Source organism: Prauserella flavalba (assembly GCF_003202235.1).
Taxonomy (GTDB): domain Bacteria; phylum Actinomycetota; class Actinomycetes; order Mycobacteriales; family Pseudonocardiaceae; genus Prauserella_A; species Prauserella_A flavalba.
Genome location: NZ_MASU01000001.1, coordinates 193202 through 208849, shown reverse-complemented (window position 1 = coordinate 208849; position 15648 = coordinate 193202). Strand labels below are relative to the sequence as shown.

At 72.0% G+C, this 15648-nt stretch carries 16 protein-coding genes; 9 read left to right on the top strand and 7 right to left on the bottom strand.

The features are described from left to right. Positions 1-10: 10 nt before the first annotated feature. Complete coding sequence (locus BA062_RS01110; RefSeq protein ID WP_245959619.1) at positions 11-748, top strand: type III secretion system chaperone family protein; 738 nt, start codon at positions 11-13, stop codon at positions 746-748. On the opposite strand, the gene BA062_RS01100 is transcribed toward BA062_RS01110, so the two are convergent. Further along, complete coding sequence (locus tag BA062_RS01100) at positions 749-1042, bottom strand: hypothetical protein (protein WP_110334117.1); 294 nt, start codon at positions 1040-1042, stop codon at positions 749-751. A gap of 101 nt (positions 1043-1143) precedes the next feature. On the opposite strand from BA062_RS01100, the gene BA062_RS01095 reads away from it, so the two are divergent. The 6 genes from BA062_RS01095 (at position 1144) to BA062_RS01070 (ending at position 6117) form a co-directional block, all read left to right on the top strand. Then, positions 1144-1911 carry an SDR family NAD(P)-dependent oxidoreductase gene (locus tag BA062_RS01095; protein WP_110334116.1) on the top strand — a complete coding sequence of 256 codons (768 nt, stop codon included), beginning with the start codon at positions 1144-1146 and terminating at the stop codon, positions 1909-1911. A 28-nt stretch (positions 1912-1939) separates the two neighbouring features. Beyond that, entirely contained in the window at positions 1940-2503 is a 564-nt protein-coding gene (pyrE, locus tag BA062_RS01090; RefSeq protein ID WP_210406725.1) for an orotate phosphoribosyltransferase, read from the top strand. A gap of 127 nt (positions 2504-2630) precedes the next feature. Then, entirely contained in the window at positions 2631-4232 is a 1602-nt protein-coding gene (locus tag BA062_RS01085) for a flavin monoamine oxidase family protein (protein ID WP_110334114.1), read from the top strand. Positions 4233-4236: 4 nt separating this feature from the next. Then, positions 4237-4890, top strand: coding sequence for a Rid family hydrolase (locus BA062_RS01080; RefSeq protein ID WP_110334113.1), 654 nt, complete (start codon positions 4237-4239; stop codon positions 4888-4890). A gap of 152 nt (positions 4891-5042) precedes the next feature. Continuing rightward, the gene (locus tag BA062_RS01075; RefSeq protein ID WP_110334112.1) at positions 5043-5438 is read left to right on the top strand and encodes a DUF2784 domain-containing protein; all 396 of its coding nucleotides are present in this window, start codon (positions 5043-5045) and stop codon (positions 5436-5438) included. 19 nt (positions 5439-5457) lie between these two features. Next, positions 5458-6117 (top strand): TrmH family RNA methyltransferase, encoded by a 660-nt coding sequence (locus BA062_RS01070; RefSeq protein WP_425452828.1) that lies wholly within the window; start codon positions 5458-5460, stop codon positions 6115-6117. On the opposite strand, the gene BA062_RS01065 is transcribed toward BA062_RS01070, so the two are convergent. Next, positions 6068-7306, bottom strand: coding sequence for an MFS transporter (locus BA062_RS01065; RefSeq protein WP_110334111.1), 1239 nt, complete (start codon positions 7304-7306; stop codon positions 6068-6070). The two genes, BA062_RS01070 and BA062_RS01065, sit on opposite strands and share 50 nt — an antisense overlap. 92 nt (positions 7307-7398) lie before the next feature. Between BA062_RS01065 and BA062_RS01060 the strand changes: the two genes are divergently transcribed. Beyond that, on the top strand, positions 7399-8355 hold the full coding sequence (locus tag BA062_RS01060) for a LysR family transcriptional regulator (RefSeq protein WP_110334110.1): 957 nt from the start codon (positions 7399-7401) through the stop codon (positions 8353-8355). Here BA062_RS01060 and BA062_RS01055 read toward each other — a convergent pair. From BA062_RS01055 to BA062_RS01045, 3 genes are all read right to left on the bottom strand, one after another. Beyond that, positions 8316-9329, bottom strand: coding sequence for a carbon-nitrogen hydrolase family protein (locus BA062_RS01055; RefSeq protein WP_110334109.1), 1014 nt, complete (start codon positions 9327-9329; stop codon positions 8316-8318). The two genes, BA062_RS01060 and BA062_RS01055, sit on opposite strands and share 40 nt — an antisense overlap. 84 nt (positions 9330-9413) lie before the next feature. Then, on the bottom strand, positions 9414-10358 hold the full coding sequence (locus BA062_RS01050; RefSeq protein WP_110334108.1) for an AraC-like ligand-binding domain-containing protein: 945 nt from the start codon (positions 10356-10358) through the stop codon (positions 9414-9416). A 42-nt stretch (positions 10359-10400) separates the two neighbouring features. Then, positions 10401-12551 carry a molybdopterin-dependent oxidoreductase gene (locus tag BA062_RS01045; RefSeq protein ID WP_110334107.1) on the bottom strand — a complete coding sequence of 717 codons (2151 nt, stop codon included), beginning with the start codon at positions 12549-12551 and terminating at the stop codon, positions 10401-10403. A 56-nt stretch (positions 12552-12607) separates the two neighbouring features. Here BA062_RS01045 and BA062_RS01040 point away from each other — a divergent pair, with 56 nt between their 5' ends. Further along, positions 12608-13603 (top strand): glycoside hydrolase family 76 protein, encoded by a 996-nt coding sequence (locus tag BA062_RS01040; RefSeq protein WP_110334106.1) that lies wholly within the window; start codon positions 12608-12610, stop codon positions 13601-13603. Here BA062_RS01040 and BA062_RS01035 read toward each other — a convergent pair. Both BA062_RS01035 and BA062_RS01030 read right to left on the bottom strand, forming a co-directional pair. Next, complete coding sequence (locus BA062_RS01035; RefSeq protein ID WP_110334105.1) at positions 13552-14448, bottom strand: LacI family DNA-binding transcriptional regulator; 897 nt, start codon at positions 14446-14448, stop codon at positions 13552-13554. The genes BA062_RS01040 and BA062_RS01035 overlap by 52 nt on opposite strands. Before the next feature lie 89 nt (positions 14449-14537). Then, positions 14538-15575, bottom strand: coding sequence for a LacI family DNA-binding transcriptional regulator (locus BA062_RS01030; RefSeq protein WP_110334104.1), 1038 nt, complete (start codon positions 15573-15575; stop codon positions 14538-14540). Positions 15576-15648 lie beyond the last annotated feature (73 nt).

Here is a 15648-nt window from a genome sequence, read left to right as displayed (position 1 = left end):
CCTGGTCGCCGTGGGTATTCCAGCGTGGATCTGGTTCGTCATCGCGGCCGTCGCCGCGGTGGCCGGGCTCGCACTGCTCACCGCCGACAAGGCCAGGGAGAGCTCCCGCAATCGTGAGCGGGCGCGCTGGGCCGAGCTGCGCGGCTGGCAGTACGTCGAGGAGGACGAACGCCTCCCGCAGCAGTGGGCAGGCGGTGCCATCGGGTACTTCGGGGCCGAGGCGGCGGTCAACGTCGTCGCGGGCTCCACGTTCACCTCCGACGGCAGGCGCCCGGTGTTCGTCTTCGACATCGAGGCCGACGGGCTGATCCCCGCCGTGATCGTCGCCGTGCGCTGCAACCGGATCCACCCGGTGCTGCTGGAGCTGTGGCTCGCGAGCGTGCCGTTCCAGCGCGCCGAGATGCCGGAGCTGCTCGGCCCGGTCGGCCAGCGCTACGCGTTCGCCGACGAGGTGAACACGGCCCGCGCGATGATCACGCAGGAGCTGGTGGACGCCGCCGACGCGCTGGGCGGCGACGTCGGCGTGGCGTGGCTGGAGAACGAGTGGGTGCTCGCGAGCGTGGCGCCCAACGTCGGCCCGTCCCGGCTGGAGCGGCTGCTGCGCGACCTCGGCGAGATCGCCGACATCGTCGACCCTTTCGATGAGGAGGCGCTGCAGGCGCAGGCGCAGCGGGAGCAGGCGCCGCCGCCTTCGGCCGCGCAGCCCACGACCACCACCGAGGAGCGGGCGCGCCAGCAGGGCTTCTAGTCAGAGATCGAGCGTGCCCGAAAGGCGCTCGTCGGTGAACTCCCCGAAGCCGGACAGGTCGCCGAGGTCGAGCGTGCCGGTGAACCGGCCGTCGTCCCGCACCGACAGCTCCCGGTAGGTCACGGGGAACTCGCGGGTCCTCGCCACGGCGTAGCCCTCCGCGTACGACTCGGGGTCGAGGGCGCGACCGTTCGCCGGCGGCACGGTCGGTTCGTCACCGTCGGAGTTCTCGGGGTCGGTCGCCGCGAGGAAGCCTCGGACGAACGACAGGTAGTCGATGGCGCCGTCCTCCATCTGGAGCTCATCCTCGTCTGGGTGAGTGCGTACCCCTAATGGCGTCCCGAAGATACTTCCTGTGCTCTCCGTGATCCCACCAGGGCGGTACTTTGGGGCGCATGGCTACAGCTTTGATCACGGGCGCTACGGTCGGTATCGGCGCCGCGTTCGCCCGCAGGCTCGCCGCCGAGCGCTACGACCTCGTGCTCGTCGCCCGGAGCGAACCGAAGCTGCGCGCCAGGGCGAAGGAGCTCGCTTCCGCGCACGGCATCACCGCGGATGTGCTGCCCGCGGATCTGGCCACCGCCGAGGGCCGCGAGGCCGTGGAGCAGTGCCTGCGCGAGCAGCCCGTCGACCTGCTCGTCAACAACGCGGGCCTCGGCCTGGCGGGCGAGTTCTGGACCGCGTCGGCCGACGAGCTGCAGCACCAGCTCGACGTCAACGTCACCGCCGTGCTGCGCCTGACGAGGGCCGCCCTGCCCACGATGCTGGAACGCGGCAGCGGCGACGTGATCAACGTCTCCAGCGTCGCCGGTTTCTTCTCCGGCAGGGGCTCCACCTACACCGCCAGCAAGAGCTGGGTGACGTCGTTCTCCGACGGGCTCGCCTCGGCGCTGCACGGCTCCGGGGTGCGGGTGCTGGCACTGTGCCCGGGGTTCACCGAGACCGAGTTCCACGACCGCGCTGGCCTGGAGAAGACCGGGCCCAAGGCGTTCTGGCTGAGCGCCGACCGCGTGGTCGCCGACGCGCTCACCGACCTGCGCAAGGGCAAGGTCGTCTCCATCCCGAGCCCGCAGTACAAGGTCATCGCCACCGTGGGAAGGTTCCTGCCGCGCGGGCTCGTGCGCAGGCTCGGCGGCCGGTTCGCGGGTCGCGACCGGACCTGAGCGAAGCGCGTGTGTAAAACTGCGGGTCGTGGCGAACCCCTCGACTGACGAAGCGGCGAAGATCGAACTGGCCAGGCTGGTCACCGAACTGTGCGTGGTGCGCGGCAAGGTGACGCTCTCCTCCGGCAAGGAGGCCGACTACTACGTCGACCTGCGCCGGGCGACCCTGCATCACGCCGCCGCTCCGCTCATCGGCCGCCTGCTGCGCAGGCTCACCGCCGACTGGGACTACGTGGCCGTCGGCGGGCTCACCCTCGGTGCCGACCCGGTCGCCACGGCGATGCTGCACTCGGCCGCGGCCGACGGGATGGTGCTCGACGCGTTCGTGGTGCGCAAGGCCGTCAAGGAACACGGCATGCAGCGCCGCATCGAGGGGATGGAGGTCGCCGGGCAGCGGGTGCTCGCCGTCGAGGACACCTCCACCACCGGCGGCAGCGTGCTCACCGCGGTGGAGGCGCTGGGCGAGGCGGGAGCCACGGTGGTCGGCGTGGCCACGGTGGTCGATCGCGGCACGGGTGCCAAGGAGGCCATCGAGAAGGAGGGCCTGCCGTACCGGTACCTGCTCGATCTCGACGACCTCGGCCTCGCCTGATCAACGGCCGGTTACCCCGGCGAAAGTCGTTTCTCAGGCTTGCTAACGAGAACGACATCACCGTGTCACCCTGCTGAGTGCGCTGGTCGATCAAGCTCTGCTTCGCCTCGTGGCGAAGGGAGCTTGAATGGCATCCAACGTGACACGTCGAACCCTGCTCAGATCCATCGGCGTCGCGGGCGGGGCCGGGGTGATGTTCGAGTCGATGCGGGCGCTCGGCCTGATGGCCTCGCCCCAGGCGCTCGCCGTCCCCGGCTTCCGCCCGCCCCGCACCGGCGATCTCGACGGCCGCAAGCGCGGCAAGAAGGTGGTGGTGCTCGGCGCGGGCGTCGCCGGTCTCGCCGCCGCGTACGAACTGGGCAAGGCCGGGTACCGGTGCACGGTGCTCGAAGCCAAGGACCGCGTCGGCGGTCGTAACTGGACGGTCAGGGCCGGCACCACGGAGACCGATCTCGACGGGCACACCCAGACCGCCCGCTTCAGCCGGGACCCGAACATCTACCTCAACGCGGGACCGGCGCGACTGCCCCAGTCGCACATCACCCTCGACTACTGCCGCGAGCTGGGCGTCCCGCTGGAGACGTTCCTCAACGCCAACGCCAACGCGCTCATCTACAACGAGCGGACCGGCGTCGCGCCTCAGCAGTACCGCACCGCCAAGGCCGACATGTACGGCTACGTCTCAGAACTGCTGGCCAAGGCCGTCGACCAGGGTTCGCTCGACGCGAGCCTGACCGCCTCCGACAAGGACGCGCTGCTGACGTTCCTCTCCGGCTTCGGCGCGATCGGCAACAAGGCCGCCGGGTACGCCTACACCGGTACGAGCAGGCGCGGGTACTCCGTCGAGCCGGGTGCCGCCGACCAGGCAGGCACGGTGCTCGGCCCGCCGCCCCCGCTCCCCGCCGTGCTCGCCAGCCAGGTCGGCCGGTACTTCTCGTTCGAGTTCGGCTACGACCAGGCCATGACCATGCTCCAGCCCGTCGGCGGCATGGACGCCATCCCCAGGGCGCTCTATGACGCGGTGGGCAGGGACAAGGTCCGCCTCGGCGCCCGCGTCACCGGCGTCACCGACACCGACCGCGGCGTCGAGGTGACCTACACCGACCGGCGCGGCAAGGAGGTGCTCCTCACCGCGGACTTCTGCGTCGCCACACTGCCGCCGCACCTGATGGCGAAGGTCCCCACCAACCTCGACCCGGCCGTCACCGCGGCGCTGCGCTACCCCACCGTCACGTCGGCGGGCAAGATCGGCCTCGAGTACCGGAGCCGCTGGTGGGAGACCGACGAGCGGATCTACGGCGGCATCACCGAGACCGACATGGACCTCCAGCACATCTGGTACCCGTCGGCCGGTTTCCACGGCGAACGCGGGGTCGTGGTCGGCTACTACAACACGGGCGGCAGCGCGAACACCTACGGCGCCCTCGCCCCCTCGGCGCGAACGGAGCGGGCACTCGCGCAGGGCGTGAAGATCCACGGCGAGAAGTACCGCTCGGAGCTCGCGTCGGCGTTCTCCGTCGCGTGGCAGCGGACGCCGTTCCTCGAGGGCGCCTGGGTCGGCTGGCCCTCGCGCACGAGCGGGCAGTACGCGCTGCTCAACAAACCCGCCGGGCACGTCTACTTCGCGGGCGACTGGCTCAGCTACTTCATCGCGTGGCAGGCGGGTGCGTTCGACTCCGCCCGCCACGCCGTCACCGGCATCCACCAGCGCGTCATGGCGGAAGGGTAGGCACATGAGCAGGTTCTCCCGGCGCAGACTCGGCGCCGTCGCGGGCGGAACGGCGGTCGCGGCCGGACTCGGCGCCGGCACGGCCTCGGCGGGCGGCCACCGCGGCAAAGGCCCTCGCCCCACCGAGGTGCGCTTCAACATGCCAGGCGGCAACAACCCTTCGATCGCGAACGGCGTCGCCGTGGGCGGCGCGGTCGCGGTCTACACCAGCAGCGGCCTCGGCCCGGCCGCCGCGAACCCTTCGGCACCAGCGGGATCGCCCGAACAGTACGTCGACCTCTCGCTGTTTCCCGGCGGCACGTTGCCCGCCGGCGTCACGATCACCGAGGCGCAGGCGTGGAACACGCTCAAGCGCATCGTGGACAACCTCACGGCGATGGGCGCGAGGCCGCAGGACGTGATCACCATGAAGTGCTACCTCAAACGCACTCCAGGGGCGAGCGACGCCGACTACGCGGGCTGGAACCGGGCGTACCGGCATTTCTTCGCCAATGTGGACCTCGGCACCGGCAAGCCGATCCCGATGCCGATCGGCACCACCGCACCCGTGCGGCCCTCTGTGGTCAACCCGGCTCGGCCAGCCCGCGCGACCACCGAGGTGGCCGGGCTCGCGGTACCCGGATGGCTGATCGAGGTGGAGGTCCAGGCCACTTACTGACCGCGCCCGAGTGGACAGCGGCCCGTTACGAAGTCTCGGCTTCGTAACGGGCCGTTTGCGATTTCCGACAGATCATTTTGAAGACGACGGATGAGGTGATTGGGAGTACCGTTGTCAGTGATCAGGGGGTTGTTACCGGGGTAGGTGGGGCGATGCTGGGGTTGCTGACCGTTCTCACGACAGCAGTCCATTTCCTCGCGTTGATTTATATCGGACTCGGCGGATTTCTCGCGTGGATCTGGCCGAAGTCGATCTTCGTGCACATCTTCTTCGCGCTGTGGGGAATCGCCGTCAACGTCCTGCCGCTGCCCTGCCCGCTGACCGTTGCCGAGGACTACCTGCGCGAGCAACGGGGCCTCGGACCGTTGCCCGGCGGCTTCAACGAGTACTACCTCTACGACACCATCGTCCCGCGCGAGATCCTGCCGGTGATCGGCATCCTCGCGCTGCTGCTCGTGATCGGGTCCTACGTCGGCGCGTACGTGCTGTGGCGGCACCGCCAGCAGCAGACGGGCGGCGTCCCGGGGCGTCCGGTGAGGCTCGGCTGAGCAGGGCGACAATGGAGGCGTGATCGAGGAGTCGGAGGCCACCGGTCCGACCGAGTGGGTCGGGAGGCACGAGGTCGGCGTCGGCCCGTGGCAGGGGCCGTGGCCCGACGACGACCGGTACGACCCGGACCTGCTGGAACACGGCGACCGGCGCAACGTCGTCGACCCCTACCGGTACTGGCGGCGGGAGGCGATCGTGGCCGACGTCGACGCCCGCCGGTTCCCCTTCCACGTCGCGATCGAGAACTTCCAGCACGACCACAACATCGGCACCGTCGTGCGCACCGCCAACGCGTTCGCGGCCGCGGCCGTGCACATCGTGGGAAAGCGGCGGTGGAACCGGCGCGGCGCGATGGTGACCGACCGCTACCAGCACCTGCACCACCACGCGGGCGTCGCCGAGCTGACCGCGTTCGCCGCCGAGCACGGGCTCGCCGTCGTGGCCGTGGACAACACCCCCGGGGCGCGGCCGGTCGAGACGGCCGAGCTGCCGCGCGAGTGCGTGCTGCTGTTCGGCCAGGAAGGGCCGGGCCTCTCGCCGGAGGCGCAGGAGACCGCCGACCTGGTGGTGTCCATCGCGCAGTTCGGCACCACGCGCTCGATCAACGCGGGCGTCGCCGCCGGGATCGTCATGCACACGTGGATACGGCAGCACGCCGATCTGTCGAAGGCCTGGTAGCGCGCCTCGGCAACAACAGTGGGGTCGCGAGCAGGAGCACGCCGGCGATCGCGAGTGCGGCGCGTGTGCTCGTCACCGCGGCCAGCAGGCCCCAGAGCGCGGTGAGCGCGGCGACCGTGGCGTTGCTCGTGATCGTCCACGCCGACACCGTGCGGGCCACGCGATCGGCCGGGGTGTGGTCCAGCCGTAGGGTCGCGAACAGCGGGTTGAACACCCCGATGCACGTGATCATCACCAGCTGGAGCGTCAGCACGAGCGCGAGGCCCCCGAGCCCGGGGCCCACGAACGCGAGGCCGATGGGCCAGCACACGCGCAGTGTCCCCGCGGCGAGCAGAACGCGGCGCCGCCCGAACCGCTCGACCAGGCGCGGGGCCAGGCGCGAGCCGGCGAGCCCGCCGAGGCAGGGACCCGCGAGCGCGAGCGCGTACTGCCACGGCGGGAAACCCAGCTCCCCCAACATGAGCACGGCCAGCAATGGCGAGGTCGCCAGCAGCAGGCCGTTGAAGAGCACCGTGTGGCAGAACAGCGGGCGCAGCACGGGATGCCGGAAGATGTGCCGCCACCCCGCCAGCACCTCGCCGGCCCTCGGGCCGGACGCCGGGCGCTGGGGGCGGGCGGCCCGTCCGATCGCCCGGATCCCCGCCGCCGAGAGCAGGTAGCTGACCGCGTCGACCACCACGGTGGTGATCGGGCCGAACAGCCCGATCGAGGCGCCGCCGAGCGGAGGGCCGAGTGCGGTCGCGGTCCACGTCGTCGCCTCGAACCGCCCGTTCGCGACGAGCAGGTCCTCCGGCGGCAGCAGGGTCTTGAGGTAGGCGCCGCTCGCGGCCCGGAACGCGATGTCGGCCGTGGCGACCACCACGGAGACCACCACCAGCTGGGCGAAGGTGAGCACACCGAACGCGAAGGCGCCGACGACGCTCGACAGCGCCGCGAACCGGATCAGGTCCGCCGTCATCAGCACCGATCGCTGGCGGCGGAACTCCACGACCGGGCCGAGCGGCACCGCGAACACCGCACCGGCCGCCAGGCCCGCCGCCGCCAGCAGCGACACCTCCAGCGGCCCCGCGTCCAGCACCAGCACGGCGATCAGTGGGAACGCGTCGAACGCGAACCGCGTGCCGAACGTGCTCACCGCGTAGGCGGTCCACAGGAAACGGAACTGCCTGCCCAGTGATCCGCCAGCCACGCCCGTCAGCTAAGCGGGCGCCCGCGGGAAAAGCGAACAACCACACCGGCGGCGAGGTACAACCGCGCGTTGTGCGACTAGGGTCGGTCGGCGTGGATCTCGACGCGGTGCGCACGTTCGTCGCGGTCGCGGACGCCGGCCAGTTCCAGGAGGCCGCCGTCGAGCTGTCGATCACCCAGCAGGCCGTCTCCAAACGCGTCGCCGCGCTGGAGAAGGACCTCGGCGTGCGGCTGTTCGACCGCACCGCGCGCGGGGCGCGGCTCACCGTGGACGGGCAGGCGTTCCTGCCGCACGCCCGCGGTCTGCTCCACGCCGAGGAGCGGGCCGTCGCCTCGGTCAGGGCGGGTCGCCGCGCATTGCGCGTCGACGTGGTCGGCAGGCGGGTCGCGCCCGCCGGGCTGCTGCACGACTTCCACCGCGCGCACCCCGATGTCGCGCTCGACGTGGTGACCATGCCCCACGGCGACGCGGCGATCGCCGCCGTCGGCGCGGGCACCCTCGACGCGGCCTTCCGTGCCGTCACCGCCGCGCCACGCCGGTTGCCCGCCGGGATCGAGGCCACGCGGGTCTTCGACGAGCCGCTGGTGGCCGTCCTCGGACCCGCCCACGCGCTCGCCGGTGCCCGCGCGCTGAGGCCCGCCGACCTCGCCGGGTACCGGATCTGGATGCCCGGCAACGCCAACGGCACCGAATGGGCCGCCTACTACGAGGAGCTGGGCGCCGCGTTCGGGATCACCATCGACCCGTCGGGCCCGGATTTCGGCATCGAGCCGCTGCTCGACGCCGTCGCCGGCTCCGCCGAGCTCGTGACCTTCGTCGGCGAGCGGACCCCGTTGCAGTGGCCGGACCACTACGACCTTCGCCGCATCACCCTGCGCGACCCGACGCCGGTCTACCCGCATTCGCTGGTCTACCGGGCCGACAATCCGCACCCCGCCCTCGCCGCGCTGCGCGCGCACCTCGGCACAGCGCGGCACCGGGCGGGAACGTGGACGCCGAGCTGGGCCGGTCAGTCCACGCCCAGGTCGGCCAGCTCCTCGGCAGGGTGAGGCAGGACCGCCGCCGCCGGTTCCGAGGGAGCCTCCACGGTGCGCGGCGCGGGGTTGCGGTTGACCAGGAGCCGGAACACGTCCGGGCGGGAGTAGTGGCCCACCGGGTCCGCCGCGGACTTCGCGATCGCGATCAGGGTGGGGTCGAGGTCGGCGTAGAGGATGCCCTCCTCGGTTTCCGGGAGCGGTTCGGCCAGCGGGGTGCCCTCGGGGCCGAAGATCCGCGCGAAGCCGCCACCGAGCCGCAGCAGCTGCCGCTTGGCCTCGGTGTCGCAGAAGACCTCGTGGGCGGCCTCGCCGACCACCGAGCACGCCGCGAGCACGAACGCCTGACCCTCGACGGCGTACGTCAGGCTGGCCGCCGTGTTGACCTCCGGCCCGAGCGCGGTCGCCGCCCCGCGGTACACCGAGAAGCTCGGCCACGACGCCACGTGGATCTCCTCGCCGAGGCTGTACATCGCGTACTTGGTGAGCGGCTGGAAGTGCTCCCAGCAGTTCAGCCCGCCGAGTTTTCCGAGCGGGGTGTCGTGCACCTGCACGTCGCTGCCGTCGCCCTCGCCGTAGACCGAGCGCTCGACGTGGGTCGGCTTGAGCTTGCGGCGCACCGAGATCAGCTCCCCGGTGTCGCCGATGAACGCCTGCGCCATGTACAGGCTGCCGCCCGCCCTCTCACTGAAGCCGAGCACCACGTGCACGCCGTTGTCCGCCGCCGCTTGGCGGAGCCGCCGCATTTCGGCACCGTCGCGGGTCATCGAGTTGGCGGCGTACCTCGGCACGAACGCCATGCCCGCGGCGGGCGAGTCGAGCCAGATCCACCACGGGTATCCGGGAACGAACGTCTCGCCGAACGCCACGAGCTTCGCCCCGCCCCCCGCGGCCTCACCGATGAGCGCGACCGCCTTCTCGACGCTTCCGGCCAGGTCCAGCCACACCGGCTCCGCCTGCACCGCCGCGACCCGCACCACGCTTTCCATGACGTCTCCTCGAACCGAGTGGGATCAGTTGGAGGGCATCATGCGGCGGCCGCGGTCGCGCCGGACTGACCGCGTGTGCCGCTGTCACTGACCGCGTGTGCCGTCTCGGCACTCACGGGGCGTCATGCCGAACTCGGCGCGGAACGCGCGGTGGAAGCCGGACTCGCTGTCGTAGCCGCACAGGGTGGCGACGGTCGCGACCGGCCGGTCCTGGTGCTCCAGCAGCATCGCCCTGGCGCGGTCGAGCCGGGTGCGCCGGATCAGCGCGGCGATGCCGCCGTCCGGTGTGAAGACGCGGTAGAGGGTGCGCCGGGAGACCCGGCAGGCCGCGGCGACGAGGTCGACGTCGAGCGCCGGATCGGCGATGTTGCGCCGGATGAACGCCAGCGCCCGTTCCCGCACCAGTGCCTGTGCGGGGTCGGCCCGCGGTTCGACCCGCGCCGCGAAGGACGCAGCCGCCGACAGCAGGCCGAGTGCGTGCGGCAGCAACGGGATCGTGGTGTGCGGGCTTGCCTTCGCCGCGTCGGCCAGCGACGTGAAGAACGCCGGGACCACCTGCCCCGGCCCTCCGCTGCCGAGAGTGCGCGCGGTCAGCGTCCTGGTGTCGCGCACCGCGAGGTCCCGTTTGGGCACCTGGACCACGAGCTGGCGGAACCGCTCGTCGAAGTGCAGCGTGTAGGGCCGCGTGCTGTCGTAGAACGCCATGTCGCCCGGACGCAGCTCGGCTCGGCGCTCGTCCTGCTCGACCCTCCCGCGACCCTGCAGCTGGATGCTCGCCAGCAGGTACTCGTCGGCACCGCGGGCGATCAGGCTCCGCGTGCGCCGCACCACCTGTCCCGCGGCGGCCACAGTGGACAGTTCAAGGCGGCCGACCGGCACGTGCTCGATGCGTCCCGCGAACGCGCCCTCGGTGACGGGGGCGGCGTTGAGCTGGACGAACGTCTCGCAGATCAGCTCCCGCCAGTAGGCGAACGCCTCCTCGGCGGGCACCGCCGCCGTGCTCAGCTCCACCCGGGCCTGCCGGTCCATCCCGGGATTGTCACCCCGGCCGCCGTTCCTGTCGAGCCCCCGCTACGCGGGCACCACCTCGACCGGGATCCCGTTCAGCACGGCCGTTCCCGAGAGCGCGTCGAGCAGCAGCTCATCGGCGAGCACGTTGGAGTTGGCGCCCGCGTGTGCCCTCGCGACGGCCGCACGCACGCCCTCGACGTCGTGACCCCAGCCGTGCGGGATGCTCACCACGCCCGGCCGCACCTCGTCGGTGACCTCCACCGGCACCTCGATCGTCCCCGTGCGCGCGGTGACCTTCGCCTGCCCGCCGTCGCGAAGGCCGAGCCTGCCCGCGTCGTCGGGATGCACCTGCACGGTGCACCGGTTCTTCCCGCGCACCAGCGGTTCCAGGTTGTGCATCCACGAGTTGTTGGAGCTCAGCTGCCGCCTGCCGATGAGCACGAGCCGCCCGTTCGGCGGCCGGGTCAGCTCTGCGGCGAGCCTCGGCACGTCGCCCGTGATCGCCTCAGGGGCCAGCTCGATCCGCCCGCTCGGAGTGCTGAGCACCTCCGGGATCCGGGGCCGCAGGGGCCCGAGGTCCACGCCGTGTGGTGCCGCTTCGAGATCGGCCAGCGTCAGATCGTACGGGCCCGCGCGCAGCATCAGGTCCATGATCCGCTCGGGTCCGGTTCGCTCGCCCGCGACGGCGACGTCGAGCCCCGAGCGGCGGGCCACGTCGGCCGCGACGAACGCGTCGAGCGCCGCGACGTCGGCGTTGGGGCCCTGACCCGTCACGATCCCCGTGAGCCGCAGCAGCGTCTCCCATTCCTGCGGCACGGGCGAGGACAGTGCCGCCGGGGTCCAGTTGGCGACGTTGCGCACCGCGAGCTGGTACAGCGCGGTGTCGTAATGCGCCCGTTCCAGCGGTGTCGGCCCCGGCAGGATCACGTCGGCGTGCCGCGTGGTCTCGTTGAGGTAGATGTCGAGCGAGAGCATGAAGTCCAGCTGTGGCAACGCGTTCGCGAGCCTGCCCGCGTTCGGGGTGCTCAGGCAAGGGTTGCCCGCGATGGTCACGAGCGCGCGGACCTGGCCGTCGCCCGGTGTCTCGATCTCGTCGGCGAGCGTGGCGACGGGAACCTCGCCGAAGACCTCGGGCAGCCCGCGCACGCGGGTGCGCCAGCGGCCCGCCGTGAACGGGCGCTGCGCCCCGCTGCTGTTGAGCTGTCCCGCCGCCGCGAGCGGGAACATCGCGCCGCCCTCGGCATCGAGGTTGCCCGTCAGCACGTTCAGCACGTCCACGAGCCAGCTCGTGAGCGTCCCGAACGCCTGGGTCGTGGTGCCGATGCGGCCGTACACCACGGCGCGTTCGGCGGCGGCCAGTTCCCGTGCCATGCGGCGGATCTCGGCCGCGGCCACACCCGTCACCGGCGCCACGGCCTCGGGCGCGAACGGCTCCGCGAGCGTGCGCACCTCGGCGGCCCCGTTGACGTGGTCGGCGAGCCTGCCCAGGCTCACCAGGTCCTCGGCGAACAGGGTGTGGACCAGCGCGAAGAGCAGCAGCGCGTCGGTGCCGGGCCGGATCGCGTGGTGCTCGTCGGCGACCTCGGCCGTGCGGGTGCGGCGCGGATCCACCACCACGACCTTGCCGCCGCGCTGCCGGATCGCGCGCAGCCTGCCCCTGACGTCCGCCGCGGTCATCAGGCTTCCGTTGGACACCAACGGGTTCGCGCCGAGCATCAGCAGGTGGCCGGTGCGGTCGAGGTCGGGAACGGGGATCGTGAAGCCGCCGCCGAAGAGATAGCCGGAGGAGTAGTGCTTCGGCAGCTGGTCCACACTGCCGGCCGTGTAGAAGTTCCTGGTGCCGAGCGCCTTGAAGAAGGCCCGGCCGTAGAGGGCGACGGCGAGGTTGTGCGCCGCCGGGTTGCCCACGTACACGGCGACGGAGTCGCGGCCGTGCTCCGCCGCCACGGCGGGCAGGCGCGCGTCGATCTCGGCGAACGCCTCGTCCCACGAGACCTCGGTGAACGAGCCGCCGCGCTTCACCAGCGGCGTACGCAGCCGGTCGGGGTCGTTGTGCAGAGCGCCCAGCGAGGCACCCTTCGGACAGACGTAGCCGCGAGAGAAGACGTCCTCGGAATCACCTCGCACCGAGGTCACGCCCGCGCCGTCGAAGGTCACCTCCAGACCACAGGTCGCCTCGCAGAGCGGGCAAGTGACATGCGCCATTGCCATTTGTTCATCGTTCTACAAGCGCTGCGGTATGTCGAGGACGGCGTAAGGATGGGCATATGCCGTGGAGCGAGCGCGCCGCCGAGGCTGAAAGGGCCGTGTGCGCCCGGCATCTGGCGCGGGTGTGGGGACTGCCCGGTACCGTGCTGGGCCTGCCCGCCTGGCCACCGGCCGGCCGGCAGCGCCTGCACCGGCCCTGGCACTACTGGTGGAACGCGCACCTGCTCGACTGCCTCGCCGACGCGCAGCTGCGGGCACCCGGTCCGGAGCGGCCGGTGACGATCGCGCGGCTGGTGCGCTCCATCCGGCTGCGCAACCGCGGCCGGTGGACCAAGGACTACTACGACGACATGGCGTGGCTCGCGCTCGCGTTGCAGCGGATCGGCGAGCGCGAGCCCGTGCGGATCCTGCTCGGCGCCGTGTGGGAGGGCTGGTCGGTCGACGCCGGTGGCGGTATCCGTTGGCGCATCGGCGATTCCTTCAAGAACGCGCCGACCAACGGGCCCGCCGCTATCGCCTTCGCCAGAGCGGGAGAGCTGGAGAAGGCGCGGAAGCTGTTCGCGTGGCTGGAGAACCGGCTCGTCGACCCGGACACCGGGCTGGTGCACGACGGCGTGCGCGCCGACACCGGCGAGTGCGTGGAGGAGATCTTCACCTACTGTCAGGGCGTCTTCCTCGGATCGTGCCTCGAACTGTCCGAAGTGGAGGCGGCAGAGCGGACGGTGCGGGCGGTTGCCGCCCATCTGGCGCCGGGCGGGGTGCTGCGTGGTCAGGGTGGTGGCGACGGCGGGCTGTTCGCGGGCATCCTCGCGCGCTACCTGGCCTTGGCGGCCATCCGGCTGCCGAAGGGGCCCGCCGCCGACGTGGCCGCGGAGCTCGTACTCGACTCGGCGAGCGCGTGCTGGCGTGGCGCGGCTCCGGCCGAGCACGGCCCGCTGTTCGGTCCGGAGTGGACGGAGAAGGTGGAGCTGCCACCGAAGGGGCCGGCGCGGGATCTCTCCGTTCAGCTCGGCGCGTGGCTGCTGCTGGAGGCCGCCGCGGTGCTGGATCCCTGAGCAGGGCAGCCACAGGAGGACCGGTGCGCGAAGGACGGCGTGAGTCGCACGATCTTCGGCCGCCGCGCCGAATCGGCGATGCGCGACAGCAACAGCCGCACGGCCGTGTGCGCGAGATCGCCGAACGGCGGGGAAAGCGCGGACACCGGCGGCTCGGCCTCGCGGGCGCGGCCCACGTCACCGTGGCAGATCAGGCCGAGGTCCGTGCCGATGCGCAGCCCCCGCGACCGCGCCTCGGCCTGCACGGCCGCGAGCATGCCCTCCCCGGCGACGACGACGGCCGACGGCCGCTCGGCGAGCAGCACCCCTGCCGCCGACGGCGAGTCGCCGCGCACGGCGAGCGCGGCGTCCCAGCGCAGGCCCGCGCGGCCGAGGCCGAGCCGGTAGCCGAGCGACCGTTCGTCGGCGTCGCTGTCGCCGGGTGGGCCCGCGAGCAGCCCGATCCTGCGGTACCCCCGCGCGGCCAGGTGCTCGGTGAGATCGGAGGTGGACTCGATGTTCTCCGTGCCGACCTGGTCGACGTCGTCCCGCGCGGCGAGCCGGTCGACGAGCACGGTGGGCATGCCGATCCGCACGAGCTCGGTCACCACCGTGTCGTCCCCGCTCGCCGGGGCCAGCAGCACACCGTCCACTCCCTGCGCGCGCAGCGTGCGGGCAGCGGCGGCCTCGGAGGTGACGCTGCCGGTGGTCTCCGCGAAGGTCACCGCGCAGCCCTCGGCCGCGGCGGCCGACTCGATCGCGGCGGCCAGCTCGGCGCGGCCACCCGTGTCCGGCGCGAGCGCGATCCCGAACCGGTAGCACAGCGGCGCGAGCCTGCGAGGCGGTGCGCTCGACGGTGAGCTCATGGCGCTACTCCAAGAGGAGGGAGCTGATCGGGTGACGCTAGTCCGAGTGGGCTAACGCGCAACCGGTCACCCAGCGCGTCGCCGCAGAATCAGTCCTCCGGGTGAATCGCCACGCAGCCGCACGACTCCCGGTGCCGCAGCACGGGTAGGAGCCGCAGCGTCTCCGGCCTGCGGTCCGGGTCCTTGATCCGCGAGAGCAGCAGCCGGACGGCCTCGCGGCCGATGTCGGCGATGGGCTGCGCCATCGTGGTCAGCGGCGGGTCCACGAGATCGGCCCATTCGGTGTCGTCGAAGCCCACCACGGCGACGTCCTTGCCGACGTGCAGCTGCCGTCGCCGTGCCTCGTGCAGCACACCGGCCATCATCGCGTCGTTGCCGACCACGACCGCGCTCGGCGGCTCCGGCCGGTCCAGCAGCGCCGCGAGCGCGCGTGCGCCGCCCGCGCGCTCGGAGTTGCCCGGCACCACGAGGTCCGGGTTCCAGGCGAGCCCGCCGCGGCCGAGGCCGAGCCGGTAGCCGAGCGTGCGCTCCTCGCTCGTGGCGAGCCCGGGGGTCCCCGCGACGAATCCGATCCGGCGGTGGCCCAGCGAGGCGAGGTGCTCGGTGAGCGCGGACGTCGACTGGATGTTCTCCGCGCCGACCTGGTCCACGTCGCCCCTCGTGGCGAGCCGGTCGACCAGCACCGTGGGGATGCCGAGCGAGACGAGCTCGCTGATCACTGAGCCGTCGCCGGGCACGGACGTGAGCAGCAGGCCCTCGACGCGCCTCGAACGCAGCGCGCGCACGACGGCCTGCTCGGTGTCGACGGTGTCGTGCGTATCGGACAGCAGCACCGTGTAGCCTGCGGCCGCGGCTTCCCGCTCGATGGTCTGCATGAGCACGGCGAAGTACGGGTTGGCGAGCAGCGAGATCGCGACGCCGATCGACCGCGTGCCGCCGGTGACGAGCGAGCGGGCGATGACGTCGCCCGTGTAGCCGGTCTGCTCGATGGCCTCGAGCACCGCTGCTCTGGTCTCCGGGGCCACGGCCCTCGTGCCGTTGACGACGTGCGAGACGGTGGTGATCGAGACCCCGGCCAGCTCGGCGATGTCGCGCTGAGTGGGCCGGGTCGATCGCTGCGGGGGCATGGTTCGTCCTTCGCGGCTCGCGGCAAGCGTTTGCGCAAACGGTTGCCAGCGAGCATAACCTCTGCCTACGTTG